The sequence below is a fragment of the Avibacterium sp. 20-126 genome (genome assembly GCF_044358625.1).
GTDB lineage: Bacteria > Pseudomonadota > Gammaproteobacteria > Enterobacterales > Pasteurellaceae > Avibacterium.
This window is the reverse complement of the sequence record NZ_CP091457.1, coordinates 632,380-658,473: the sequence shown is the minus strand read 5'-3', so window position 1 is coordinate 658,473 and position 26,094 is coordinate 632,380. Positions and strand designations below refer to the sequence as shown.

The window sequence follows — 26,094 nt, the reverse complement described above, 5'->3', positions numbered from 1 at the left end:
AGAACATTCTGCCCTATTTTTCTATCCTGCAATCAAACTAAAATTCGCCCAAATAGGCAAACTCAAGGCGATAAAAAAGAGCAACAACAGCGTTTGATAACTGAACTTGGTTTTCGTCAAAATCGGCAATGCAATCATTGCTACTACAACCAAATGCAAGAAAAAATAAAGCGCTAAGGCAAATTTATTCGGAAAAATCACCGCACTTTGATGTGCAAAGTAGATCAATAACGTGGACAACACACCATTTAATAATAAGAAAATCATCATCGCAAGTGGCAATAAGGCAATAAAACTTTGTAAGCGATTTTTAGCAATCACTAAAAAAAGATTTGCCAGAATGATCCCAATAAAGCATTGCCCAAAGAAATTGTAAGGCAACAAAGCAAGCCAAGGTAGTTGCAAAAAGATCAAGCCATAAACCACCACACCAAGCACGCCAAACAAGCTAGCAAACACTAAAATAGCTTTGCGTAATTGCATATCCGCTGGTTGAAACCAGATTGCTAGCGAAAGACCAATACCGCATAAACTCACCATATCAGTCAGCACATAATGATGATTTGAGCATACGCTCAGCAGTAGCCAATATCCCCAATAAACGAACAAATAGCCATTCACTGCAACTAATCGACTTCGTTGCCCATTACAAATTTGCCCTTTATAAAACACCAGTAAACAGACTAATTGTGCCGTAAGCACCGCTAAACTCAAATGAGAAATGGCTTTCGGCTGTCCTTGCAAATATAAGGCAAAGTTATCCAGTAAAAGTAACAAACAAAGTGGGATTGCACTCAGTATAAAGGTCAAAGATTGAGAGCGACTTTCTGACATAATTTTTCCTTTCTATCGTAATAAGTGGCACATTATGCAGAAATTTAAAAGTGCGGTCAAAAATCTCTGTATTTTTATCCTTGTTACACCGTCTATTCCCCTCTAAAATAACAGAAATTTTCACCGCACTTTAATGAAGGCGATTATGCTACTGAGCATTTTATATATTATCGGCATTACTGCCGAAGCAATCACAGGGGCTTTAGCCGCAGGACGCGAAAAAATGGATATTTTTGGCGTAATTATCATCGCTTCAATGACCGCCATTGGCGGTGGCTCGGTGCGAGATGTGTTGCTTGGGCATTATCCACTTGGCTGGGTGAAAAACCCTCATTATTTTTTAATTGTTGCCAGTGCGGCGGTATTAACTGTATTTATTGCCCCGTTTATTCGCCATTTTATGCGTTATTTTCGCACCATTTTCTTGGTATTAGATGCCTTAGGGCTTATCGTGTTTTCTATTATTGGCACGCAAATTGCATTAGATATGGGGCATAGCTTTACCATTGCCATTATCGCTGCCATTATTACGGGCGCATTTGGTGGCGTACTACGCGATCTGTTATGCAACCGTATCCCCCTTGTGTTCCAAAAAGAGCTCTACGCCAGCGTTGCATTATTTGCCTCAAGTATTTATATTGGTTTAAGCCAATTAACGCTTAATCATAGCCTTGTTGTAATTGTTACCCTCATCAGTGGCTTTACGATTCGGCTATTGGCAATTCGTTTTGAATGGCATTTACCCATCTTTGATTATCAAGAACAAGAAATCGCAGAAAAGCATAGCAATGACAAATTACCGAAAAAAATAAAATAATGAAGGATAATACAATGAATTTAGAACAAATGGGAAAACAAGCCAAACAAGCGGCTTTTGTACTGGCACAATGTAGCGAAAAAGAAAAAAATCACGCCTTACAGTGCATTGCGGATCAGTTAGAACAACAAGCCGATCGCATTCTGGCTGAAAATGCTAAGGACATTCAAATTGCCAAGCAAAATGGCTTATCTGACGCATTAATCGACCGCCTATTGCTCACCCCAGAACGCTTGCACGCTATTGCACAAGATGTTCGCCATATTATTTCTCTGCCCGATCCTGTTGGCAAAATTATTGATGGTGGTACGCTAGAAAGTGGGTTAAAAATTGAACGTGTTCGTGTCCCACTTGGTGTTGTTGCCACCATCTATGAAGCTCGCCCGAATGTTACCATTGATGTGGCAAGCCTTTGCTTAAAAACAGGTAACGCCGTGATTCTACGCGGTGGAAAAGAAACCCAACATTCTAACAACATCTTAGTGGAAGTGATACAGCAAGCCCTATTACAAGCTAATTTACCGCAGTATGCAGTACAAGCCATTCGCGATCCTAACCGTGAACTTGTAATGCAATTAATGAAATTAGATCGCTATGTAGATATGCTTATTCCAAGAGGTGGTGCAACGCTACATCAACTCTGTAAAGAAAACGCCACCATTCCAGTGATTATTGGCGGTGTTGGCGTGTGCCATACGTTTGTGGAAGAAAGTGCCGATTTACAACGTGCCTTAGCCGTGATTAATAATGCAAAAACACAACGCCCAAGCACCTGCAACACACTGGAAACACTTTTAGTACAAGAAAGCATCGCCGAACAATTTTTACCGATGCTGGCTGAATTTAACCAAGCGAAAATAACATTTCACGCAAATAGCACCGCACTTTCCTTATTAAGCAAAGCCGGGGCAGAGGTTGAGCTATTAAACACCGAAGCATTACAACAAGAATGGGGATCGCCTGATCTTAACGTAGTAATTGTAAACGATATTGATGAAGCTATCGCCTTTATTAATCAATATGGTACGCAACATTCCGATGCGATCTTAACCAGCTCACAGCGTTTAGCACAACAATTTATCAATCAAGTCGATAGTGCGGCGGTTTATGTCAATGCAAGCACACGTTTTACCGATGGTGGACAATTTGGTCTTGGCGCAGAAGTCGCGGTGAGTACGCAAAAATTACATTCTCGTGGACCAATGGGATTAGAAGCCCTCACTTCCTATAAATGGGTGGGCGTTGGCGATTACCTTTCTCGCCCTTAATTGAAAATTATTTGATTCTCAGGGGTAAAATCTTAAAATATCGAAACGTCATTTTAGAAATGGCGTTTTTTATTGGATTTCATAAAATATTATTTGACAATGTTTGGTGAAATCGTTATTTCTAAGGCTTTAAATACAACATCTTTTATTTTTATCAGAAGGAATGAATTATGTCTCATCTATCGGTAGCAAAATTTGGTGGCACCAGTGTTGCAAATCATAGCGCAATGAGTGCCTGTGCGAACATTGTCATCGCCGATCCGAATACGCGCGTGGTTGTCCTTTCAGCCTCAGCAGGGATCACTAATTTACTGGTGGCGCTTGCTAATGGTAAAGAAGCCGAAGAGCGTAAAAAATTAATCGCAGAAGTGCGTCAAATTGAAGAAAATATCCTCGCTGAACTGCAAGACGACAGCCAAGTGCGGGCAAAAATCGAAGAGATTTTAAGCCATATCGAAACCTTAGCCGATGCCGCCAGTGTTGCCACTTCCCCAGCATTAACAGACGAACTGATCTGCCAAGGTGAAATGATGTCCACCCTACTCTTTGTTCAAGTATTAAAAGAGCTTGGCGCGAAAGCCACTTGGGTTGATGTGCGTACCATCGTTGCCACAAACAGCCACTTTGGTAAGGCAGCACCCGATGATGCGCAAACACAAAAAAATAGCGACACCTTATTAAAACCTTTATTAGCGCAAGATAATGACACAATGATCATTACACAAGGCTTCATCGGACGTGATCCACAAGGCAAAACCACCACCTTAGGACGTGGCGGTAGTGATTATTCAGCCGCCCTCTTAGCTGAAGTCCTAAATGCAAAAGATGTCTTAATTTGGACCGATGTTGCAGGGATCTACACCACCGATCCACGCATTGTACCGAATGCAAAACGCATTGATACGATGAGCTTTGCTGAAGCCGCAGAAATGGCAACGTTCGGCGCGAAAGTGTTACACCCTGCTACCCTACTTCCAGCGGTGCGTAGTAACATTCCGGTGTTTGTTGGCTCAAGCAAAGCCCCACAAGATGGTGGTACTTGGGTAACCAAAGATCCACAACCACGCCCAACATTCCGTGCCATTGCATTACGCCGTGATCAAACATTGGTTACCCTCTCAAGCCTCAGTATGCTACACGCACAAGGCTTCCTTGCGAATATTTTTAATATCCTCGCTAAACACAAAATTTCCGTGGATACCATCACCACATCAGAAGTGAGTGTCGCTCTCACCTTAGACAAAACCGGCTCTGCCTCATCAGGTGCGGAAATGCTTTCCCCTGAATTACTGGCTGAACTCCGAGAAGTGTCAAGTGTGAAAGTGGATACAGGGCTTTCTTTAGTGGCATTAGTCGGTAATAACTTACATATTACCAGTGGTATCGCAAAACAAATTTTTGATACCTTAGAAGCCTATAATGTAAGAATGATAAGCTACGGTGCAAGCACGAATAATATCTGTATGCTAGTACAAAGCGAACAAGCAGATGATGTGGTAAGAGCATTACATCAAAATCTATTTGAATAACCCCTCATCACCGCCGCGATTCACCTCGCGGCGGTTTTTATTTCCCTCTATATTTACACAAAAAAGTCGCATTTATTGCACCGCACTTTTCGTGCAACAGCTCAATTAAACCGAATGATTATCATCTTAATGCCAAAGCGAAAACAACACTCAAGTGAGCATTTATAGGCTAAAAAGGATTAAAGGAAATTCACCTTTTCATTCAAAAGTGGAATGATATAATGCTACAAAAATCACTATTAGTAGGAGAACTCACGTTTTATGAATAACAGCACAGCACAGCACAGCACAGCACAGCACAGCACAGCACAGCACAGCACAGCACAGCACAGCACAGCACAGCACAGCACAGCACAGCACAGCACAGCACAGCACAGCACAGCAAGATTGTAGTGCCAGCCTGGCACAACAGCAAGCCTTTTTAAATGATTTAGATGCCCGTCTATGGCAAGCAGCAGATAAACTGCGTAGCCAACTTTCCGCCTCTGATTATAAACATATTGTTCTAGGCTTAATTTTCTTAAAATACGTTTCTGATAGCTTCACCACATTTCGCAAAAAACTTCACACCAAGCTACAAGATCCACAAGACCCCCTTTATCTTAATCCAAATGGTTATTCTACTGAAGAATATCAAAACCTCCTCAACAGTGAAATGGAGCTACAAGACAACTACACCGCAGAAAATATCTTCTGGGTACCACAACAAGCTCGTTGGGAAACCATTCGCAACATCGCAACGCTCAATCAAGGTAGCCAATTACCTTGGGGTGGCGCATTCCGTGGCGTGGCAAATCTTATTGATAACGCATTTTCTGCCATTGAAAATGAAAATCCAAAACTTAAGGGGATTATCCAACGTATTTCAGGTTACGACATCAATGATAAAACGCTGATCGGCTTGCTTAACACCTTTTCTGATACCGATTTCAGCCAACCTACTTATAACGGCGCACCGATTTCAATGGCGGCAAAAGATATTCTTGGCCACGTATATGAATATTTCCTTGGTGAATTTGCCGCGAAAGAAGGACAAAAAGGGGGGGAATATTTTACCCCAAAATCCATCGTCAGCCTGATTGTTGAAATGCTTGAACCTTACCACGGGCGTATTTATGACCCAGCAATGGGATCGGGTGGTTTCTTTGTGCAAACAGAAAAATTTATCGCGGCGCACCAAGGCAATATCAACCAAGTCTCTATCTACGGACAAGAATACAACCCGACCACTTGGAAGCTAGCTGCAATGAATATGGCAATCCGCGGCATTGAATTTAACTTTGGTAGCCGCGGCGACAGCTTCACTAATCCACAACATATTGATATGAAAATGGATTTTGTAATGGCTAATCCGCCATTTAACGTGAAAGACTGGTGGGACGAATCCCTACAAGGCGATCCACGCTGGGCATACGGTGTGCCACCAAAAGGCAACGCCAACTTTGCGTGGATTTCGCATATGCTCTACCACCTTGTGCCACAAGGGCGAATGGGCATTGTGCTGGCAAACGGCTCAATGAGCAGCCAAACAGGGGGCGAGGGTGAGATCCGCCGCCGCTTAATTGAAGCGGATTTAGTGGAGGCGATGGTCGCCCTGCCTAGCCAGCTTTTTACCAATGTTCAGATTCCCGCTTGTATTTGGTTTTTCAACAAAGCCAAAGCCCGTAAAGGCGAAGTACTGTTTATTGATGCACGGCAAGTGGGCTATATGAAAGACCGCACCTTGCGTGATTTCACCGCCGCCGACATCGCCCGCATTGCCGATACCTACCACGCATGGCAAAAGGGCAGCGACTATGAGAACCAAGAAGGCTTCTGCTATGCCGCAAGCCTTGAAGAAATCGCCAATAATGATTTCATTCTCACCCCCGGGCGTTATGTCGGCACACCTGAAGAGGAAGATGACGGCATCCCTTTTGAAGAAAAAATGGCAGAACTAACGGCAAAACTGGCGGAACAGTTTGCACAGGGACGAGAGCTGGAAGAAGCGATTAAGAAGAGTTTGGGGATTTCTTGGTGAGGATTTTATGAATATGAAGAACACGGACACACTATCTAATGTGATTGAAATTATCGGAGGGGGAACACCTAAACGTAGCGAGCCTAGCTATTGGAAGGGCAATATTCCTTGGCTATCTGTTGCTGATTTTAATAATGACTTAAGATTTGTATCAGATACAGCTGAAAAAATTACAGAATTAGGACTCAAAAATAGTAGTACAAAATTATTAAAAAAGGGACAAATAATTATATCTGCTAGAGGAACTGTGGGGTGTCTTGCACAATTATCCAAAGATATGGCATTTAACCAATCTTGTTATGGTCTAAACGGAATATCTGGAATTATAGATAATGATTTTTTATATTATTTTTTAAAAAATAATATAAATGAGTTAAAACAAAAGACCCATGGCTCTGTATTCGATACAATTACAAGAGCTACATTTGATCAAATTGATATTTCATATCCAAGTATATTGGAACAGAAAAAAATTTCAGCTATCTTAGGTAATCTTGATAAAAAAATCGCTCTCAACACCCAAACCAATCAAACCCTAGAAGCGATTGCCCAAGCAATTTTTAAACATTGGTTTATTGATTTTGCCCCCGTACACGCCAAGGTGGAAGTGTTGGCAGCAGGCGGCAGTGCCGAAGATGCCGAGCTTGCCGCCATGGCTTGTTTAAGCGGAAAAACTGAGGAAAAAATCACCGCACTTAAAACCCAAGATCCCACCACCTACCACCAACTGCAACAAATCACCGCAGCTTTCCCAAGCGAGTTTGTGGAAACGGAAATGAGGGAAGTGCCGAGGGGGTGGGAATGTTTAAAAATAGAGCAAATAATAAAGAAAATTCCTGTTGGCAAGAAGTATAGTCAAAAAAATACGTTTCCAGAAGGTCATATTCCTGTCTTAGATCAAGGAAAATCAGGCATTATTGGTTTTCATAATAATGCCGCAGGCATTAAAGCGAGTATTCAAGATCCCGTCATTGTATTTGCCAACCATACTTGCTATATGCGATTAATACACTTTGACTTTAGTGCAATACAAAATGTATTCGCCTTTAAAGGTCAAGATGTTAATATTTACTGGCTATATTTAGCAACTTTAGGAAAACAAAGATTTGTTGAATATAAAGGTCATTTCCCTGATTTTTTAATCAAACAAATTGTTGTTCCACCTAAAGAATTAACGGAAATTTTTGGCAATATAGTGAAAAATAGCTTTTCAAAAATTGCTTTAAATTTGAATACTAACGAAAAATTAGCAAACGCAAGAGATTTGTTGTTGCCTGGGCTTTTGAGTGGAGAAATTAAATTATGACTAAAATTATTCAAGATGAAATGATAAACAATATATATAAAACCTGGAATTTCATCTACAACAATTATTTAAAAGAAGCGTTTCCTTATATAAAACATAGTGGAATAATTAGTGACCATAAAATTAATGAAATAATAGAGCTATCTAAATATCTAGATATTTATTTTAGCAAAAGGGCTCTTTCTATATTAGAAGACAATGTTCTAAAAAACATTTATAACATATTGCAAACACTAATGGAGGAATTAAAAGACAAAAACAACAATGAATTTACCAAGGAAGAACAAGATAGAGTTTTATCTATTCTTTCAGAAATAGAAAATTTATTTGTTAGACAGTCTAGTTTATGGAAAATAGATTCTATTAAAACTTATATGATAAATAAAGTAGAACAAGAAATATCAAAAGAAAAACAATTACTAGATAAAGAAATGAAATTACTACAAGTAGAGCTTAACAATGGAGTAATCAGTAGTATTTTTAAAATCTCCCAAAAGAACTTCTCAAAGCAAATAAAAAAACAAACCTGTTCTTTTTATGTAATTTTATTCATTATTTTTTGCATAGCTTTAATTTGCATCCCTAAAACTATTCCTGGAATATTAGTAAGATTATCTCTCATTTTACCATTAGCTTGGGCTGCATTATTCTTGTCCAAAAGAATTAATGAAGACAAAAAACTAGAACAAGCCTATTTGCATAAGCAAACGGTAGCGCAATCATTCGTTACTTATTTAAACTTTATAAAAGAAAATAATCTTCAAGATACAGATCTTGAAACATTAAAAACATTAAATAGAGTAATGATTGAAAGCTTAGGCTTAAACCCTGCTCTTTTATTAGATAAATCCACATCAGAGAAAATTCCAATGGAAGAATTACTTTCTAGAATATTAGATAAAACAATATTAGATAAAAAATCTTAAGTATCTTCTTTACAAAGAGTAAATTTTACTAAACAGAATAAAAGTGCTGTAAAAAAATCACAGATTTATTCACACATATTACCCCGTAGGGGCGGACCTATGTGTCCGACCGAAACAACATTCCCCATATAATAAACGGGAAAATATAAAAACGGACGAACACATCGGTTCATCCCTACAAGGATGCAGAACAATATTTTTAAATAACAAATAGAAACAAAAATAAGGGAAAGTTTCCCCAAAAAAACTATAAAAGTGCGATAAAAAATCACAGATTTTTTCACCATATATTACCCGTAGAGGCGGACCAATGTGTCCGCCCGAAACTAAATTCCCCATACAATAAACGGGGAAAATATAAAAACGGACGAACACATAGGTTCGTCCCTACAAGGATACAAAACGATATTTTTAAATAACAAATAGAAACAAAAATAAGGGAAAGTTTCCCCCAAAAGACTAACTATAAAAGTGCGGTAAAAAAATCATAGATTTTTTCACACATATTACCCCGTAGGGGCGGACCGATGTGTCCGCCCGAAACTAAATTCCCCATACAATAAACGGGAAAATATAAAAACGGACGAACACATAGGTTCATCCCTACAAAGATACAGAACGATATTTTTAAATATAAATAGAAACAAAAATAAGGGAAAGTTTCCCCCAAAAGACTAACTATAAAAGTGCGGTAAAAAAATCACACATTTTTTCACCACATATTACCCTGTAGGGGCGGACCTATGTGTCCGCCCGAAACAACATTCCCCATACAATAAACGGGAAAATATAAAAACGGACGAACACATCGGTTCGTCCCTTAAATAACAGTTATAAAACAAAGGATCTCCAATGCTCATCAACGAATCCACCATTGAAAATCTTGCCATTGAACAATTGCAATCTCTCGGTTGGCAATATGCCTATGGCAAGGAGGTATTGGCTGAACAGGCTTGCCCTTGGCGAGAAAGTCTAACGGAAGTGGTAATAATACCTCACTTATTACAAAGTTTACGCCAGATTAATCCTCACTTGCCTCAATCTGTCTTGCAAAATGTTGTACAGCAAATTACACAGCCTGATATTCTCTCAGTAGAAGAAAGCAACAAGCAGTTTTACCATCAGTTAAAGCAAGGGATAAAAGTACATTATCAGGAAGATGGGCAAGAAAAGCACGATGTGGCGTTATTGGTCGATTTTAAATGTCCTGAAAATAATCTCTTTTATGTGGTTAATCAATTGGAAATTGAAGGGGATAAAGGCAAGCGTATCCCTGATATTCTCTGTTTTATTAATGGCTTACCATTGGTTATCTTTGAGCTTAAAAATCCCCTTGATGTGAGTGCGGATTTGGATAAAGCATTTAACCAACTGCAAACCTATAAACGAGAAATGCCGGATCTCTTTGTGTTTAATCAATTAATGGTGATTTCAGACGGTACAATCGCACGCGTAGGATCGCTCACGGCTGATTTTCAGCGTTTTATGCCTTGGCGTGTGGTGGATGAAAGCCAAGGCAGCCTGCGTATAAACTTTGAAAATGAGCTTTCAGGCTTATTACAAGGGCTGTTTTCGCCTCAGGTATTGCTTGATTATCTGCAATCTTTCGTTGTGTTTGAGGCGGATAATAAAGGAACAACGGTGAAAAAAATTGCCGCTTATCATCAATTTTATGGGGTGAATGCGGCTGTCGAAGCCACCATTGCTGCGCAGTTAAGTGATAGCCGTAAAATAGGTGTGGTGTGGCATACGCAAGGTTCTGGGAAATCGCTTTCAATGTTGTTTTATGCGGGTAAGCTGATTACTCAGCCTGAATTAAAAAACCCAACTATTGTGGTGGTAACAGATCGTAATGATTTAGATGGACAGCTTTTTGCTACCTTTAGCCAAGATCAGGAAATAACACGACAAACGCCCATTCAAGCAGATGATCGAGAAGCATTGCGGGCAGAATTGGCCAAACGAGAAAGCGGCGGCATTATTTTTACCACCATTCAAAAATTTGCTTTACGTGAAGGTGAGCTGCAACACCCTGTATTAAATGAACGCCATAATATTATTGTGATTAGCGATGAGGCCCATCGTTCGCAGTATGGATTTAGTCAGAAAATTAATCAACAGGGGGCTTATCGTGAGGGCTATGCAAAATATTTGCGTACGGCATTGCCCAATGCAAGTTTTATCGGCTTTACTGGTACGCCTGTGAGCTTAGAAGACCGTGATACACAAGAAGTGTTCGGTAGATATATTTCTATTTATGATATTCAAGATGCTGTGCAAGATGGGGCCACAGTACCGATTATTTATGAAGCACGACAAATTCCATTACAAGAAAGTCAAGCCTTTCGACACGCTGTGCAAGAAGCGCAACGTTTACTTGATGATGACGAAGAAAGCTATTCTTTCCGTTTGCGTGAACAGTTAATGGGAACAGATGAAAGAATCGCAAAATTAGCTGAAGATTTGGTGCGGCATTTTGAAAGGCGGACTGAACTCGAAGAAGGTAAAGCCATGGCAGTGGTAATGAGCCGTAAAATTTGCGTAAAACTGTATGATGAGATAATTAAATTACGCCCTCATTGGCATAGTGATGATATCAATCAAGGGGCGATTAAAATTATGATGACGGGTAATGCCAGCGATCCCGAAACAATGCAAAAGCATATTTATACTTCGCAAGATCGTAAAACCTTAGAAAAACGTTTTAAAGATCCTGATGATCCACTAAAAATAGTCATTGTGCGAGATATGTGGCTAACGGGGTTTGATGCCCCAGTATGTAATACGATGTATATTGATAAACCAATGCAAGGGCATAATTTAATGCAGGCGATTGCGAGGGTGAATCGTGTATTCCGCAATAAAAGCCGTGATAATGGCGGTTTAATTGTGGATTATGTGGGTTTAGCCGAAGAATTAAAACAAGCAACCAAGCAATATACAAATGCCGGGGGTAAAGATCAGGTTAAAACCGATATTGAACAAGTCTTTCAAAAAATGCTTGAATATATTGATATTATTCGTGGGCAATTTGCAACACCTGTTAATGGTAACCCTTTTGATTTAGCTAAGGTATTAACATTAGATGATCCGACTGCGTTACTCAATGCCATTCGCTTTGGTGCAAACCATATTTTAGCCTTAGATTATCAAAAAAATCATTCACAAAGTGCGGTGGAATTTTCCCAAGATTTTTCTCACCATACCGATACACCACGTAAAAAAGCCTTTTTGCAAGCGGTGCGTTTAGCCAAAAAAGGCTTTATGCTTTGTAGTTCAATGCCAAATATTCAGCCTTATCGCCAACAGCTCGCCTTTTTTGATGCCGTACGTGCCACCATTATGAAAGCAGAAAATCAAGGCAATCACACAAGTTCCACAAAGGAAAAGCAAATTAAATTAATCAGTTTACTTAATCAAGCTGTTCATTCTGATGGCGTGGTTGATTTATTTGAGCTAATGGGGGAAGAACGCCCTGATCTTTCAATTCTTTCTGAAGATTTTATTGGAATGGTAAAACATAGCAACACGCCTACCCTATGGGCTTGTGCAATGGAAGGCTATTTAAAAAGCGAAATTCGCAATAAGGCAAGTAACAATATTGCTATGCAAAAAACCTTTGAGGAAAAACTCAAAGAGATGATGAACCAATATAACAATCATAATTTGACTGTCATGGAAATCATCCGTGAATTAGTTGAGCTTGCTAAAGAAATTGAATATCAACTCGCTAAAGGGGAGAAATTAGGGCTAACTCATACTGAACTTGCTTTTTACGATGCGTTGATTCGTAACCAAAGTGCGGTGGAAAAAATGGAAGATTCCGCCTTGATTCTTCTTGCTAAAGAAATCACCGATCAACTACGCCGTTCCGTTACGATAGATTGGCAGCGAAAAGAGGCCGTTCGCGCTAAAATGCGAGTATTAATTAGACGCACATTATTAAAATATAAATATCCGCCCGATCTTGCCACTGAAGCCATTGAATTTGTACTTAAACAAGCAGAAGCGGTGGCGGAGGAATTGGTTATTAATTCAAAGGTTTCAGAGTGAGAAACTGAATGAATAAAATAAATGGAATTGTTCCAGTTTGGTATAAGCTAATATAGCTCAATAATATAGCTCAATTTAGTGTGTACAGACAGATAGTATGAAAAGACGAGCCACTACGATCATTTTGCGCTCTTCTTCGATTGCTTTTTTACTCTTTTCAGCTTGTTATCTTCTTTTAAACTTAAATAATCACAAAAATCTCTCCCTAATTAACAAAGGCGAATATTAATTCGCCTCTGATATTTGATTTCTCCTAGCTCTTGCAAGAATTGCCTTTTTTCATCACTTTACCAAAATCATTTTTGCTATCAGGTTTATTTTGTTGATGAGATGCGCCCTTTTGTATTGGGTATTGACTATCCATTTGCCACGCATTCCAGCCACCATCATAAATCATCGTATTTGGCCAGCCTGCTAATTGGGTAATAAACCAAGATACGCCTGCCCGCCAACCTGTTCCACAATAAAAGGCTAATTTATCTCCTTTGTGAATACCTTGTGTTTTCCATAATGTAAAGATTTCATTTGGGTTGCGTAAGGTATTATCGGGATCGTAATAATCTGCTAGGTTAGAAGAATCTGTGCCAGCAAAGCCCCAAATTGCTCCCTCTGGTTCCCCTTTTCCGGGAATGTAATCATAACCGCTAATCTTGCCTGTGTATTCGTCCCAAGCACGGTTACTAATTAGCTTTAATCCCTGTTTTTGTGCATTAATAACTTCCTGTGGCATAGCTATATCAATTTGTGGGTTAGCTGGGATTTTTGTGCCAAATTGGCTTTCTGGTTGAGGGATATTGACTTTGGTTTCTGTTGAAAAACCTGCATCCATCCACGTTTCGAGATTGCCGTTTAGCACACGTACATCTTCCACACCTGCCCATTTTAATGCCCAAAAAATGCGGTAAGCAGCGAGCTGGTTATCAGAATATAGAATCACTGTTTTATCTTTTGTTATGCCATTTTTCAGTAAATTCTTCTCGATTATATCAGGTGCGGATAAATTCCAGACAGGATCATTTTCCACCCAATCGGTATTAAAATGATAAGCACCTGAAATATGTTGGGTATAAGATTTAGCATTTTCTAAACTTCCCCAAGAGACTTCAAAAAGCATCACCTTTTCATTCTCTAAGGTTTCTGGCTTTTCTCCGTTAATTGCAGCATTCACCCATTGTGGGGAAACGCTATATTTAAAATTTTCAAAAGATTCAAGCGGATAATTTGCATTGGCGTAATTGATAAAATCATTAAAGCGATAGACATCATAACCTTTAGCTGCAAATTCTGCGGTAATACAATCTAAACTCTCTGGGTCACTATCATAAAATACTAGTTTTTTCTCTTTGGTTATGCCTTTTCCTGTGGCAAAAGAGACAAATTTTTCGGGTTGAATATTTTCAATCCATTCACAGCGAAATTGCACTGCCCCTTTAATATGCCCACCTCGTATGGCATTTTTATCTTTAAATCCGTTATATAAACTATCTTGCCTTGTATCGATAATCACAAAATTTGGATTATCAAGTTGATTGAGTAATGCTGATGTTTCGATCACTTTGATATCACGATCATCACAAGCAGATAATGCCAAGCTCACAGCGACCGCCAATAAGATTGGTTTCATTTTCATAAGATTTCCTTTTTATTGTAGGTTAAATTAAATCCCACATTGTGTAGGTTTTGTGAATAATGAGGCAAGCCAGCTACCCAATAAAATCATTAAAGTTGCAAGCCACCCCTGCCACGAGAAATAAGCCGTAGAAACAAAGGCATTAGTGATCGTACAACCACCAGCAAGGGCGGCGCCTATTCCCATCGCTACACCACCTAAAACACGTTGCATAACACCTTTTGGTTCAGGCATTTGCCATTTAAAATCCCCAGCTAGCCAAGCACTCAGATAACTGCCAATAGGAATACCAAGTACAAATAACATTCCCCAATTAAGATAACGCTGTTGCCCAGTTACAATATACTGCACCACATTAGCAGAAGGCACAGCAATACCAAAACCAAAGTTACGCCCACTCTTAGAACTAAAATACCATGCAATAATACCTAATAAGCCTATTGCTCCCGCGGTAAAAAAGGGAGACCAATAATGTGCAAAAATATTGGGCAAAATCTTTGCTGGTGTCGGAGGTTTCGGAAAATGATAGCGAGGATTTTTATACTGGTAGTAATACAAAAGTGCGGTGATAAAAATCAATAAACTGACCAAACTCCAAGGAGAAAGGTTCAATGTAAGATAGATGTTATCCCATGCGGTAGGATCGGCGGTAAAATGATTAATGATATGCTTTAAAAAACCAGACTGTGTTGCTGCCATTGTTAAAGTAAAACTAATTAAAGCAAGATAACTCCCGACTGCCCCCTCTGCACTACGAAACCATGCCCCACTTGCACAGCAATTTGCCAGTGTCATTCCAACACCAAAACATAGCCCACCTAGTATCGTAGCTAAGACAGGAAGCTGGCTTGTTGGAATATGAATTAAATTAAATTCAGCGAGGGTAAAAATCCCGATCGATTGAATGGATATGGCGATTAAAAGTGCGGTACAAAAACGCAAATTTTTTTGTTGATAGAGAGAGCGAAAACCTGAGACAAAGCAAAATTGCCCACGTTGTAATAGAAAGCCTAATATTAGCCCAATAATGAAACCTGAATACATCGATTAAACCTTAATACGACTTATCAAAAGAGAGTTAAATTAAAGCATAAATAATCACCCATTTCAATTTTCATTGATAAGGCAGGATTTTTCTAATCGCCAAAATGAATAAATTTTAAACCGCACTTTGGATAAAAAATCTATCACAAATCGTTATTTTACGTTGAGATTATGGGCATAAAATAGTAAAGTAGCTCACTGTTTTTCATTCATTACAACTCAGCTAAGGCGGATTTTATGGGAAAAAGTGTCGTTATCTTAGGCGCTCAATGGGGCGATGAAGGTAAGGGTAAAATCGTTGATCTATTAACAGATCGCGTAAAATATGTTGTTCGTTATCAAGGCGGACATAATGCAGGGCATACCCTTATTATCAATGGCGAAAAAACAGTATTGCGTCTTATTCCATCAGGTATTTTACGTGATAATGTAACTTGTTTAATTGGTAATGGTGTGGTGCTTGCTCCTAATGCATTAATGCAAGAAATGGGGGAACTTGAAGGACGTGGCATTAATGTTCGTGAACGTTTACTTATTTCTGAAGCTTGCCCATTAATCCTACCTTATCACGTAGCAATGGATAAAGCACGTGAAGCCGCATTAGGTAAAAAAGCGATCGGCACAACAGGACGTGGTATTGGTCCTGCCTATGAAGATAAAGTCGCTCGCCGTGGTTTACGTGTGGGTGATTTATTTGACCTAGAAAATTTTGCTGAAAAACTTAAAGCAATCTTAGATTATTATAATTTCCAATTAGTGCATTATTACAAAGCAGAGCCTGTTGATTATCAAAAAACATTAGATGATGTGATTGCTGTTGCACCGATTATTACAGGTATGGTGGCTGATGTTACGGCCATTCTTGATGTGGCGCGCAAAAATGGTGATAACATTCTTTTTGAAGGTGCGCAAGGTACAATGCTTGATATTGACCAAGGTACCTATCCTTATGTAACCAGTTCAAATACCACCGCTGGCGGTGTTTCCACAGGTTCGGGCTTTGGGCCTCGCCATATTGACTATGTTTTAGGCATTATTAAAGCCTACTGTACGCGTGTTGGAGGTGGGCCATTTGCAACAGAATTATTTGATGAAGTTGGCGCTGAAATTGCACGTAAAGGTAATGAATTTGGTGCGGTAACAGGTCGTCCACGTCGTTGTGGTTGGTTTGATGCAGTAGCAATGCGTCGAGCGATCCAAGTAAACTCTATTTCCGGTTTCTGTATGACAAAACTGGATGTATTAGATGGCTTTGATGAAATCAAAATCTGTGTCGGTTACAAAATGCCAAATGGGGAAATTGCTGAATTTGCGCCACTGGCGGCAAAAGATTGGGAAGGCGTTGAACCTATTTATGAAACATTACCCGGCTGGAAAGAAAGCACCTTTGGCGTGACAGACGTGAATAAACTGCCTGAAAATACACGTAACTACATCAAACGTATTGAAGAAGTCACTGGTGTGCCTGTAGATATTCTTTCAACTGGGCCAGATCGTGTCGAAACAATGATTCTTCGTGACCCATTTGCTGAATAAAATCAAATGCACAATAAAAACGCCGTTTTCCAACGGCGTTTTTTTATAAATATCTATTATTTTTTAGGTTCTAACACAAATTCACCAAAAGAAGAATTAATGTGGAAATTTGGTTTCTCTGTTTTTGGATCAACCCAAGTAATCCAATTTGCTTGTTCTTTGCCTTTCCCTTTAATAATAGAAAATTCTGCACGATAAGCACCTGCGCGAATTTTATTACCTTGAATTAAATGATGTTCTTTTAATTCACTTAACGCAATTTTACCTTCTAGGGTATAACCTTTTTCAGTACGAACCCCAACGGTTTGTAAGGTTTTAGGATCCCATTCTGCATTAATGTTTTTTTCGACATCACGCAGCATAGATAAGCTACGACCTTTGTAGTCCATTTCTAATGCGACATATTTTGGATATTTACCGTCAGCTTGGGGTTTATCAATTTCACCGGGGGCCATAAATAATTCTACGCGATCTTCACGGGCAACCATCCATTCGTGATCAGTGCTGTCATAAACCACCACATTTGGATCTTCAACATCAAATGAAAAATAGAAATTTTCATCATCGTGAAACGCTTTGAACTCCGTTTTTGGCATTTCCGCTTGTTCCCAAGGATTCACAAAATCAGTAACGCCTTTTACTTTACCCCATACCGCATCATCCAATTTCCCATCTAACACGGGAGCTTGCGATTCAAATGCGACATTATAGGTTTTGGCTGGGCCTTCTGCTGCAACATTCATTGAAAATGCCGCGGTACAAAGGGTCGCAAGTAATAATTTTTTCATAACAATTTCCTCCTATAGTAAATAAAACATTTATCTCTGTTTTTGTCGCATTAAGCGAAAAATAGTAATTGTATTCACCACTATTACTGTACTTTCCAGCAAAATCCCTCCTAAAGATCCCACTAAAAGATTATTAATCAACCAACAAGAAGAACCTATTAGCATAAATAATCGCATTGGAATCCCTTGTAATAAAAACAAAGCAATTGTTCCAGCTGTCGAGGCGATGATAGGAAAAATTTGCCAAATAGAATCGGCAATAATGTAGCCAAATACAATACCAACAATAACAAAAAGGAAAGCAACATATTTTGACTTAACATAAATAGATGCGGCAGTTCTTAATGTTGAAAGTAACGAACTCAATGCTGCAACATTAGCACCCATCAGAATAAAATGACTCATATAGGTGATATTTTGAATTAACATCACAATCTTAAGCTTTCTATCATTTTTCTGATAAAAGCAAATCACACCGAGTATAAAAGCTAAGATGCCAAGTAATTGGGGAATATTCGTTATTTCTTTAAACATACTCACCTATTTATTTTACTAATCCCATTAACTCAGGTAATCCCATGGAAATAGATGGAATATATGTTACTAGCATTAATGTTAAAAAAATGGCTAGGAAAAATGGCAATAACCATTTTATAACCTGTTCAATTTCAATCTCTCCTACTTTACACCCTGTAAATAAAATTGGTCCAACAGGTGGGGTGATTGTTCCTAATGAAAGATTAAAGACCAATAAAATACCAAATTGGATTGGACTCATTCCTAGTGAAATACAAATTGGTAGAAAAATCGGGGTAAAAATTAACACTGCCGGCGTTGGATCCATAAAAGTGCCGACCAATAACAAAATTAAATTAATAATCAGTAAAATAAGGATCGGATTATCAGTAACCGAAAGCAATCCTGATGCAATCATATTTGGAATATGTGTAAAAGCCATTACCCAAGACATAATAGATGATGTTGCCAGCATAAAAATAACGATTGCGGACATTTTTGCTGTTTGTAAGAAAATTTGCGGTAAGGCTTTAAAGGAAAATGTTCGATAAAATACGCTTAAAATCATCGCATAAACTACTGCAATAGCTGATGCTTCTGTAGCCGTAAAAATTCCTGCTAAAATCCCACCAATAACAATCAAGACTAAAGATAAACTAGGGATAGCTGCCAATATCACTTTTAAACCTTCTTCAGTACTTATTTTTTCCGTTGTGATATATCCTTTTTTCTTAGCAAGAACACCAGCAATAAGCATTACGCTTAATCCCCATAAAATTCCTGGTATGTAGCCTGCCATAAATAAAGCTGAAACAGAAACACTTCCTGCAACTGTCGCATACACAATGATGGTGTTACTTGGCGGAATTAACATCCCTGTTGGCGCTGAAGCAATATTTACTGCGGCACTATAACGGGGATCATATCCTTCTTTTTTCTCAATGGGGGTCATAATCCCTCCTACCGCTGCAGCAGAGGCAACCCCTGAACCACTAATAGAACCGAATAACATATTCGAAATAATATTCGTTTGGGCAAGCGAACCTGGTAAGGCTCTACTAAATAATTTTGCAAAATTAATCAAACGAATAGCAATACCCCCACTATTCATAATATTTCCTGCAAGAATAAAAAAAGGAATAGCTAATAATGCAAAAGAATCCAGACCGACAAAAATACGTTGTGCTGAAGTTACTACTCCACCTTGAAATGGAAGAATGACTAGCATTGCTGCAACAGAAGAGATCCCAACACTAATACTAATTGGTGTACCAATAATAAGAAAAAAAACTGTGCCAATAAACATAACTAATGCGGCAGTTGTTGCAAGTTCCACAATATTACTCCTTTTATCTTACTCTTTACCCGACTGATAAAAACTTAAAATATTACACAGTGAATAAAAAACAATAATAGCGCCACTAATAGGAATTGCTGAATAAATAAATCCCATCGGAATCTGTAATGCCGAATCAAGCTGGAACATTTGTCTAACACTAGCACTATAACCACCGATAATCATTACACCAATAGCAAAACAAGAAAGAGCAATCTCTGCAATCACATTAGCTAAACGCTTTAATGAAGAAGGTAATTTATTCTTAAGAAAATTAATTTCCATATGCTCCCGTTTTCCAAAAACATAAGCACTGGCGAATAAAATCAGCCAAACAAAGAAATAACGAGAAAGAATTTCACTAACTGCACTAGGACTGTTAAATATATAACGAGAAATAACTTGATAAGTAATTAGAATGGTCATTGCTCCAACAATAAAAATACATACCCATTCGATCAATTTGTCTAAAAATCGCTTAACAACAAATAAACAATGCAACATTTTTAGCTCCTAATAAAACAGGATAGGTATTACCTACCTATCCTAATATCATTATTTTAACTCCACAATTTTCTCAAAAATAACTTTTTGTTCTGGAGTTTGCACTAATTCATCTTGTAAAGGTTTACAACTTTGTTGATATGCTGTGGTATCAACTTCGACAAACGTTGCACCATTTTCTTTAGCAATTGCTTCAGCAGATTTAATTTTTTCATTCCAAAGCTTAAATTCAACTTTAGTGCTTTCTTTCGCTAACTTTTTCAATACAGCTTGATCTTCTGACGACATAGATGACAAGAAAAATTCACTCACAACAAGTAAATCAGCTACACGTAGATGCTGAGTACGGGCAAAAAATGGTGCAACTTCATATTGTTTAAGATCGGCATACGTAATCTCGTTATTTTCTGCCCCATCTAAGACACCTTGCTGAATCGCCGTATAAACTTCCCCCTGATTCATAGGAACGCCTGTTCCTCCCATACATGCAAGCATTTTTATCATTGTATCTGATTGTAATACACGGATTTTCTTACCTTTTAAACCTGCTTGATCTGTAATAGCAGCACCTTTGGTATACAGACTTCTTGCGCCTGCTGTATATGCTGTTAATACTTCAAAACCAAATTTTTTAGTTGATGCGAAAAGGTCATCCAAAATGCCCGAAGTAAAAACTTTCTCTTGGTGATCTGTATTTGCATAAACATAAGGAATCCCCAAAACAGCAAATGTTTTGTCATAATTTTCAACCAGTGGGTTAGCTACTACCGCCATCTGAATTGCCCCATTTTGAACCAACTCTAAAGATGCCCTCTGATCACCTAATAATTCATTTGGAAAAATAGTTACTTTATAACGCCCATCAGTGGCTTTAGATAGCTCCTCACCAAATAGCTGCAATGCTTGATATTGCGGATGTTTTTCTGACTGATTAAATGCCACCTTTACTTCTGTTGCAGCAACACTATTAGTCGAAAATACAGCACTAATCGTGCTTGCTAACAACAACATTTTTTTTGATAATTTCATGAATGTTCTCCTATTTTTTATATAAAAAGTCGATCATCGTAGATCATCCATTGCGACAAAATCCATATCATCAAAAGTTTGGTTTTCTCCTGCCATTCCCCATACAAAATTATAATTTCGTGTACCGCAACCAGAATGAATTGACCAACTAGGTGAAATAACTAATTGTTTATCACGCACAACAAGATGACGAGTTTCTGTTGGCTCACCTAAAAAATGGAATACCACTTCATTAGGAGCAATATTGAAATATAAATAAGCTTCCATACGGCGTTCGTGGGTATGTGCAGGCATTGTATTCCATACACTACCTACTTCTAATTCAGTCATTCCCATACATAGCTGACAGGTATCTAAAACATCAGGGTGTAAATATTGATTGATTACCCGAGCATTACTGTTTTCTAAGCTGCCTAGTTTCACTTTTCTAGCATCGGCATAAGGAATTAATTTGTTAGGGAAAATATGATGGGCTGGTACGCTTAATCCATATAGAACAGCAGGATTTTTCTCATCAAGAGAAGTAAATTGAATATTTTCAGTTTCCTTACCTAAATACAGCGCATCAAAATGTTCTAGGGTATAACTATCTCGTTGAGTTTCGATTAGAGCGGTACCACCTAGGTTAATAATCCCTAACTCACGGCGTTGCAAAAAGAAATCAGTTCCAAAAGATTTTTTATCAATCACTTGATCTAAAAATAATTTCTCTACACCATTTGGCATTATCCCTAAAGCAACTAAACGATCGATGTGACTATATACCACATTAATCTTATTGGATTGGAATAAATTTTCGCAGAGAAAAGTATTTCTCAATCTTTCAGAATCATAATGTTTAGCATCTTCTGGATGCATATTATGCAAAACTTTCATTCTATTTCTCCTGTTTAAACAGAATTCGAATCAAATCTAAACTAGAATGGCGTTTCAGTCTATGAGCAAGTTTTAATTTTGTGATCTTGATCTAAAATTTTCAAAACAATGTTTTAAATAAAAAAGCGATCTAAAATAGACCGCTTTTTCTGTTTATTACACGATAAGATTAAATGTCTAACGGCTGAGCTGTTTCTTTTAATACGCTATTCAATGCTTCAATATTGGCTTTACCTTCAGTAAGTAGCCATTGTTTTGCCGCTTCGGCACCTTGCGCTTTAAAAATTTCAGCAGCCCCTGCCCAAGTGGCACGTCCGCATAGTACGCCATTGAAATCACAGCCAGCTGCTTTAGCAAAACGTAAGGTATCTAGGAATAGCTGTGCGCTCACGCCTGCACTGAGGAAAATAAATGGAAGAGAAGTTGCCTCACTTTGTTCTTTGAAGTAGGCTTTTGCTTGCTCTTGGCTATATACAGCTTCTTGTTCTGCAAAACCTTCAACAAATTTCATATCCACTGGCACTTCCAATTTTAACACATCAACGCCAAAACGGGGTTCGGAAAAGCGTTTCATTGCTTCGATCACTTTGCGTGGTTTAACTTTCGCATATTCTTTTGGATCAGAAATAGTTGCGTCATAGCTTACAAGTTCAAGGAAAAATGGCATTTCTTCTGCTTTACATTCCGAGGCAACGCGTTCAACAAAGGCTTCTTTGCGGTCATTAACCTCTTTTCCTTCATCAATATCAATGTAAAGTAATAATTTAATGCCATCTGCGCCTTGTGCTTTTAAGCGTTGTACGGATACATCATCAATTAAATCAGGATAACGACCCGGTTGTGTTTTGTCATAACCTGTTTTTTCGTATGCCATTAATAATCCGGCATTTTCTGCACGTTTTTGTGCGGCATTCCAACCCACCTCAGGATCTAATAAAATAGATGACGCATAAGGGGTTAAATACTCTGAAACCAAGACTTTAAATTCTGCTAATTGGGCATTGGTAGCATCTTCACCAAGCATACGGCGTAATGCACCACGTTGATCAATTGCCAATGCGGCAATTAAATTGTCTTGGCTACATAATTTTTTTAAACGTTCAGTTCTTAAATTTGACATTATTTTCTCTCCATCTTTGTAACTATAAAAAATATTAAATTTTTTCACCGCACTGATATACAGGCTTACCTTGAATATAAGTGGCTTGCACTTGTAATGCTTTGTTTAATAAGGTGAAATTGGCTTCTTTACCTACAGCGATATCGCCAATGCGATCTGCTACGCCTAAATAAGTGGCGGGAATGGTGGTAACCATTTGAATGGCTTCCCATACTGGCACATTGGCTTTAAACACCATATTGCGCAACGCTTGATCTAGGCTGCAAGTGCTACCTGCAAGCGAGCCATCAAAGGTTCTTGCTTGCCCATTTTGTACACGTACCGTTTGTACGCCTAAGGTATATTCACCATCAGGTAAACCGCCTGCACGCATACAGTCTGTAATCAACACCATTCGGCGATAAGTTTTTAATTTATACGCTAAACTCAATACCGCTGGGTGAACGTGAATGCCGTCTGCAATAATTTCTGCCAGCATATCGTGATATAACACGGCGCCCGTACACCCCGGTTCACGGTGATGCAACGCACTCATTCCGTTGAATAAATGTACGCCACAATCCGCGCCTAAATAATAAGCTTTGGTGACCTGTTCAAAGGTGGCGTTAGTGTGTGCCACAGATACTTTTACGCCATTTTCCACTAGCCATTTAATTGCTGGCTCGGCATTTTCTATTTCAGGTGCGATGGCTACGCGTAATAAAGTGCGGTCGGAAATTTGCAATAATTCTTCAAGTTGAGGAATGGTTGGGGGCATTAAATATTCTGTTGGGTGTGAACCACGATGACGTTCCGTGAAATAAGGGCCTTCCATAAAACTGCCCAACAATTCTGCACCAGATTGATGACCTTGTTGAATGTAATCTTTCATTCGTTGCATTGATGAAAGAATAGTTTGCCAAGGGGCTGAAACTGTCGTCCCTACCCACGCGGTAACGCCTGTTTGTGGTAAAGCTTGGGCAATCGTTTGAAGTGCGGTGTTATTTTCATCCATCACATCTGCCCCTGCGCGTCCGTGAATATGCACATCAATAAATCCCGCTGAAAGATAGCTGTCTGGATAATAATGCACATCGCAATCTGTGGGCTTGTCTTCTTGGATACGTTCAATTTTACCTTGATTTATCACCACATAGTTATTCAGTAATTCGCCTGATGCGGTCATTACTTTTTCGGCTTTAATCGCATAACGCATTCGTTTTTCCTCTTAATCGACAATAATCACTTCAATATTGTTTTCTTGAAGTGCGGTTAAATATTCAGAAGAAATTCCAGAATCCGTAATTAACACATCAATATCCGCAAATTTTCGGATAATGTGGCAACTTTTTTTATCAAATTTACTGGAATCGGTAACGGCAATGACTTGGCTGGAAATATCACACATAATACGATTTAAATTCGCTTCTTGTTCATTATGTGTTGTGATGCCCGCTTGAATATCAAACCCATCCACACCAAGAAAGACCTTGCTAAAACAATAATTTGCTAAACTTGCATCGGCTTGTGGCCCTGAAAAAGACATTGCATTTTTACGTAATTTTCCACCAGTCATTAAAATTTCAACATTTTCAGCATCTGCTAATTCAGAAGCAATATCTAGCCCGTTTGTCATTACAAGTACATTTTTGATCGATGATTTTTTCAATGCGGTGGCAATTTCTCGGGTTGTGGTGCCTGAATCTAAAATAATAATGTCATTGTCATTAATAAACTTTAATGCAGCTTCTGCAATCTTATTTTTCGCGCCTAAATTTCGATGCCTTTTTTCCGAATTACTCAGCTCGGAAATCATTCCTTTATTCGGTATCGCGCCCCCATGAGAACGAACAATGTAACCATTTTTTTCTAAAAAATTGAGATCTTGGCGAATAGTAACGGTAGAAACAGAAAAGGTTTCAGCCAAATCTTCTACACGGGCAGAAGAATTTTTATTGACTATTGCAACGATCTCCATACGTCTTTCTATTGCACTTTTCATCTGTTTATCTTCGTTCATTGAAATATCTGGTGTAAAAATTATAGAGTAAAATAAAGAGAAATGAAATAAAACGAAATAAAAATTCAGGGTAAAAGATTAATTTTAATCCGTAAAATATTTATTTACACTTTCGATTTCTTCCTTTTATCTTCATTTCATTGATCAAGCATTTTGCCCCAACACTTCAATTTGAGTTAAGGCGGTAAATGGCGAAGGATCAACGCCTTTTACAAAATTTGTCAAAATGAGGTGATCACAATAACGTTTATCAAAATGAAATACCTGCGGTTGCCCTGTTCTGGCTAATTTCAATATTTCCTCTGAGCCATCGGAAAATCGAACACTTATATTCTGCCACCACGCATCATGGGGGAAATCCGCGCGGAGTATTAAAATCAGGCAATTCACTTCCACATTTCGACCAAATTCAATGTTTAATTCTGCATTAGGATCTTGTGCATTACTCCAAGAAGTAAAAGGATACGAGCCGTGGGCATTGCTATCAAAAATGCCGTCAATCACGTTATAAGGGGCAAAACGAATATTGCTTGGTTTGATATTACTACTAATGCGTGGGTACATTCCGCTCTGATGCGGTTGAAAATACGGATTAAAGGCAAGGTTTGTATATTGTTGTATCTCATACTCTCTTGCAACGCGTATCCATAAAAAGTGAATGCCTCCTTGAAAGGCTTTGTCACTATTAAATAACCGTTTGTTATCACCAAAAGGAATGTGATACTCAATCCGTGGTTCAGTTAAATAGATAAGGCTACTTTCTAAACTGTCCTCCAAGCGACACTTTAAATAGCAAGGTGTGGTATCTGTTTCAATGCAGATACGATCACCTTCTTGATATTCCCCCTTATAAGTAAACATTAAAAAATCAAAAGCACTTTTACAAAATTTAATATTATTCTCTTTATCGATAATACTTAGTGTGAGTTTTACCATTATTCCTCCTAAAAAAATCAGCCACGC

General features: G+C 38.5%; 22 protein-coding genes. 9 read left to right on the top strand and 13 right to left on the bottom strand.

All coding sequences use genetic code 11. The annotated features are described in order from the left end of the window. Positions 1-21 precede the first annotated feature (21 nt). The gene (locus L4F91_RS03160; protein ID WP_395897215.1) at positions 22-834 is read right to left on the bottom strand and encodes a hypothetical protein; all 813 of its coding nucleotides are present in this window, start codon (positions 832-834) and stop codon (positions 22-24) included. A gap of 145 nt (positions 835-979) precedes the next feature. Between L4F91_RS03160 and L4F91_RS03155 the strand changes: the two genes are divergently transcribed. The 8 genes from L4F91_RS03155 (at position 980) to L4F91_RS03120 (ending at position 12,753) form a co-directional block, all read left to right on the top strand. Next, positions 980-1,651, top strand: a complete 672-nt coding sequence (locus tag L4F91_RS03155; RefSeq protein ID WP_395897213.1) for a trimeric intracellular cation channel family protein — start codon at positions 980-982, stop codon at positions 1,649-1,651. A 14-nt stretch (positions 1,652-1,665) separates the two neighbouring features. Beyond that, entirely contained in the window at positions 1,666-2,919 is a 1,254-nt protein-coding gene (gene proA, locus L4F91_RS03150) for a glutamate-5-semialdehyde dehydrogenase (protein WP_395897211.1), read from the top strand. 170 nt (positions 2,920-3,089) lie between these two features. Then, the gene (lysC, locus tag L4F91_RS03145) at positions 3,090-4,448 is read left to right on the top strand and encodes a lysine-sensitive aspartokinase 3 (RefSeq protein ID WP_250364283.1); all 1,359 of its coding nucleotides are present in this window, start codon (positions 3,090-3,092) and stop codon (positions 4,446-4,448) included. 261 nt (positions 4,449-4,709) lie between these two features. Further along, positions 4,710-4,841, top strand: coding sequence for a hypothetical protein (locus L4F91_RS03140; RefSeq protein WP_265777263.1), 132 nt, complete (start codon positions 4,710-4,712; stop codon positions 4,839-4,841). Between the two features lie 7 nt (positions 4,842-4,848). After that, positions 4,849-6,468 (top strand): class I SAM-dependent DNA methyltransferase, encoded by a 1,620-nt coding sequence (locus L4F91_RS03135; protein WP_265762547.1) that lies wholly within the window; start codon positions 4,849-4,851, stop codon positions 6,466-6,468. Between the two features lie 7 nt (positions 6,469-6,475). After that, on the top strand, positions 6,476-7,774 hold the full coding sequence (locus L4F91_RS03130; protein ID WP_265762161.1) for a restriction endonuclease subunit S: 1,299 nt from the start codon (positions 6,476-6,478) through the stop codon (positions 7,772-7,774). Further along, positions 7,771-8,700 carry a hypothetical protein gene (locus L4F91_RS03125; protein WP_265762162.1) on the top strand — a complete coding sequence of 310 codons (930 nt, stop codon included), beginning with the start codon at positions 7,771-7,773 and terminating at the stop codon, positions 8,698-8,700. The genes L4F91_RS03130 and L4F91_RS03125 overlap by 4 nt, the downstream gene beginning before the upstream one ends. 852 nt (positions 8,701-9,552) lie before the next feature. Beyond that, positions 9,553-12,753 carry a type I restriction endonuclease subunit R gene (locus L4F91_RS03120; RefSeq protein ID WP_265762163.1) on the top strand — a complete coding sequence of 1,067 codons (3,201 nt, stop codon included), beginning with the start codon at positions 9,553-9,555 and terminating at the stop codon, positions 12,751-12,753. A 253-nt stretch (positions 12,754-13,006) separates the two neighbouring features. On the opposite strand, the gene L4F91_RS03115 is transcribed toward L4F91_RS03120, so the two are convergent. Further along, complete coding sequence (locus L4F91_RS03115; protein WP_265762164.1) at positions 13,007-14,383, bottom strand: rhodanese-like domain-containing protein; 1,377 nt, start codon at positions 14,381-14,383, stop codon at positions 13,007-13,009. A gap of 27 nt (positions 14,384-14,410) precedes the next feature. Continuing rightward, positions 14,411-15,427 carry a YeeE/YedE family protein gene (locus L4F91_RS03110; protein ID WP_265762165.1) on the bottom strand — a complete coding sequence of 339 codons (1,017 nt, stop codon included), beginning with the start codon at positions 15,425-15,427 and terminating at the stop codon, positions 14,411-14,413. A gap of 237 nt (positions 15,428-15,664) precedes the next feature. Here L4F91_RS03110 and purA point away from each other — a divergent pair, with 237 nt between their 5' ends. Continuing rightward, positions 15,665-16,963, top strand: a complete 1,299-nt coding sequence (gene purA / locus L4F91_RS03105; protein WP_265762166.1) for an adenylosuccinate synthase — start codon at positions 15,665-15,667, stop codon at positions 16,961-16,963. Positions 16,964-17,019: 56 nt separating this feature from the next. Here purA and L4F91_RS03100 read toward each other — a convergent pair whose 3' ends face one another. The 10 genes from L4F91_RS03100 to L4F91_RS03055 form a co-directional block, all read right to left on the bottom strand. After that, complete coding sequence (locus tag L4F91_RS03100; protein ID WP_265762167.1) at positions 17,020-17,751, bottom strand: carbohydrate-binding family 9-like protein; 732 nt, start codon at positions 17,749-17,751, stop codon at positions 17,020-17,022. A gap of 30 nt (positions 17,752-17,781) precedes the next feature. Then, positions 17,782-18,285 carry a YgjV family protein gene (locus L4F91_RS03095; protein WP_265762168.1) on the bottom strand — a complete coding sequence of 168 codons (504 nt, stop codon included), beginning with the start codon at positions 18,283-18,285 and terminating at the stop codon, positions 17,782-17,784. Positions 18,286-18,295: 10 nt separating this feature from the next. After that, positions 18,296-19,573 (bottom strand): TRAP transporter large permease, encoded by a 1,278-nt coding sequence (locus L4F91_RS03090; RefSeq protein WP_268738973.1) that lies wholly within the window; start codon positions 19,571-19,573, stop codon positions 18,296-18,298. Between the two features lie 48 nt (positions 19,574-19,621). Beyond that, positions 19,622-20,107 carry a TRAP transporter small permease gene (locus L4F91_RS03085; RefSeq protein ID WP_265762169.1) on the bottom strand — a complete coding sequence of 162 codons (486 nt, stop codon included), beginning with the start codon at positions 20,105-20,107 and terminating at the stop codon, positions 19,622-19,624. Between the two features lie 51 nt (positions 20,108-20,158). Beyond that, on the bottom strand, positions 20,159-21,136 hold the full coding sequence (locus L4F91_RS03080; RefSeq protein ID WP_395897205.1) for a TRAP transporter substrate-binding protein: 978 nt from the start codon (positions 21,134-21,136) through the stop codon (positions 20,159-20,161). A 33-nt stretch (positions 21,137-21,169) separates the two neighbouring features. Next, on the bottom strand, positions 21,170-22,012 hold the full coding sequence (gene kduI, locus L4F91_RS03075) for a 5-dehydro-4-deoxy-D-glucuronate isomerase (protein ID WP_250364271.1): 843 nt from the start codon (positions 22,010-22,012) through the stop codon (positions 21,170-21,172). 169 nt (positions 22,013-22,181) lie between these two features. Then, entirely contained in the window at positions 22,182-23,132 is a 951-nt protein-coding gene (locus L4F91_RS03070) for a tagatose 1,6-diphosphate aldolase (protein ID WP_395897202.1), read from the bottom strand. 34 nt (positions 23,133-23,166) lie between these two features. Continuing rightward, positions 23,167-24,327, bottom strand: a complete 1,161-nt coding sequence (gene nagA / locus L4F91_RS03065) for an N-acetylglucosamine-6-phosphate deacetylase (RefSeq protein WP_250350692.1) — start codon at positions 24,325-24,327, stop codon at positions 23,167-23,169. A gap of 12 nt (positions 24,328-24,339) precedes the next feature. Further along, on the bottom strand, positions 24,340-25,131 hold the full coding sequence (gene agaR, locus L4F91_RS03060; RefSeq protein WP_395897199.1) for a transcriptional repressor AgaR: 792 nt from the start codon (positions 25,129-25,131) through the stop codon (positions 24,340-24,342). A 144-nt stretch (positions 25,132-25,275) separates the two neighbouring features. Then, the gene (locus L4F91_RS03055) at positions 25,276-26,067 is read right to left on the bottom strand and encodes a hypothetical protein (RefSeq protein ID WP_395897197.1); all 792 of its coding nucleotides are present in this window, start codon (positions 26,065-26,067) and stop codon (positions 25,276-25,278) included. Positions 26,068-26,094 lie beyond the last annotated feature (27 nt).

Coding starts and splice junctions, on each gene's coding strand:
- purA (WP_265762166.1), top strand. CDS start 15,665: ATGGGAAAAAGTGTCGTTATCTTAGGCGCTCAATGGGGCGATGAAGGT.
- L4F91_RS03070 (WP_395897202.1), bottom strand. CDS start 23,132: ATGTCAAATTTAAGAACTGAACGTTTAAAAAAATTATGTAGCCAAGAC.
- L4F91_RS03120 (WP_265762163.1), top strand. CDS start 9,553: ATGCTCATCAACGAATCCACCATTGAAAATCTTGCCATTGAACAATTG.
- L4F91_RS03110 (WP_265762165.1), bottom strand. CDS start 15,427: ATGTATTCAGGTTTCATTATTGGGCTAATATTAGGCTTTCTATTACAA.
- L4F91_RS03085 (WP_265762169.1), bottom strand. CDS start 20,107: ATGTTGCATTGTTTATTTGTTGTTAAGCGATTTTTAGACAAATTGATC.
- kduI (WP_250364271.1), bottom strand. CDS start 22,012: ATGAAAGTTTTGCATAATATGCATCCAGAAGATGCTAAACATTATGAT.
- L4F91_RS03090 (WP_268738973.1), bottom strand. CDS start 19,573: ATGTTTATTGGCACAGTTTTTTTTCTTATTATTGGTACACCAATTAGT.
- nagA (WP_250350692.1), bottom strand. CDS start 24,327: ATGCGTTATGCGATTAAAGCCGAAAAAGTAATGACCGCATCAGGCGAA.
- L4F91_RS03080 (WP_395897205.1), bottom strand. CDS start 21,136: ATGAAATTATCAAAAAAAATGTTGTTGTTAGCAAGCACGATTAGTGCT.
- L4F91_RS03130 (WP_265762161.1), top strand. CDS start 6,476: ATGAATATGAAGAACACGGACACACTATCTAATGTGATTGAAATTATC.
- lysC (WP_250364283.1), top strand. CDS start 3,090: ATGTCTCATCTATCGGTAGCAAAATTTGGTGGCACCAGTGTTGCAAAT.
- L4F91_RS03125 (WP_265762162.1), top strand. CDS start 7,771: ATGACTAAAATTATTCAAGATGAAATGATAAACAATATATATAAAACC.
- L4F91_RS03155 (WP_395897213.1), top strand. CDS start 980: ATGCTACTGAGCATTTTATATATTATCGGCATTACTGCCGAAGCAATC.
- proA (WP_395897211.1), top strand. CDS start 1,666: ATGAATTTAGAACAAATGGGAAAACAAGCCAAACAAGCGGCTTTTGTA.
- L4F91_RS03100 (WP_265762167.1), bottom strand. CDS start 17,751: ATGAAAAAATTATTACTTGCGACCCTTTGTACCGCGGCATTTTCAATG.
- agaR (WP_395897199.1), bottom strand. CDS start 25,131: ATGAACGAAGATAAACAGATGAAAAGTGCAATAGAAAGACGTATGGAG.
- L4F91_RS03160 (WP_395897215.1), bottom strand. CDS start 834: ATGTCAGAAAGTCGCTCTCAATCTTTGACCTTTATACTGAGTGCAATC.
- L4F91_RS03095 (WP_265762168.1), bottom strand. CDS start 18,285: ATGTTTAAAGAAATAACGAATATTCCCCAATTACTTGGCATCTTAGCT.
- L4F91_RS03115 (WP_265762164.1), bottom strand. CDS start 14,383: ATGAAAATGAAACCAATCTTATTGGCGGTCGCTGTGAGCTTGGCATTA.
- L4F91_RS03055 (WP_395897197.1), bottom strand. CDS start 26,067: ATGGTAAAACTCACACTAAGTATTATCGATAAAGAGAATAATATTAAA.
- L4F91_RS03140 (WP_265777263.1), top strand. CDS start 4,710: ATGAATAACAGCACAGCACAGCACAGCACAGCACAGCACAGCACAGCA.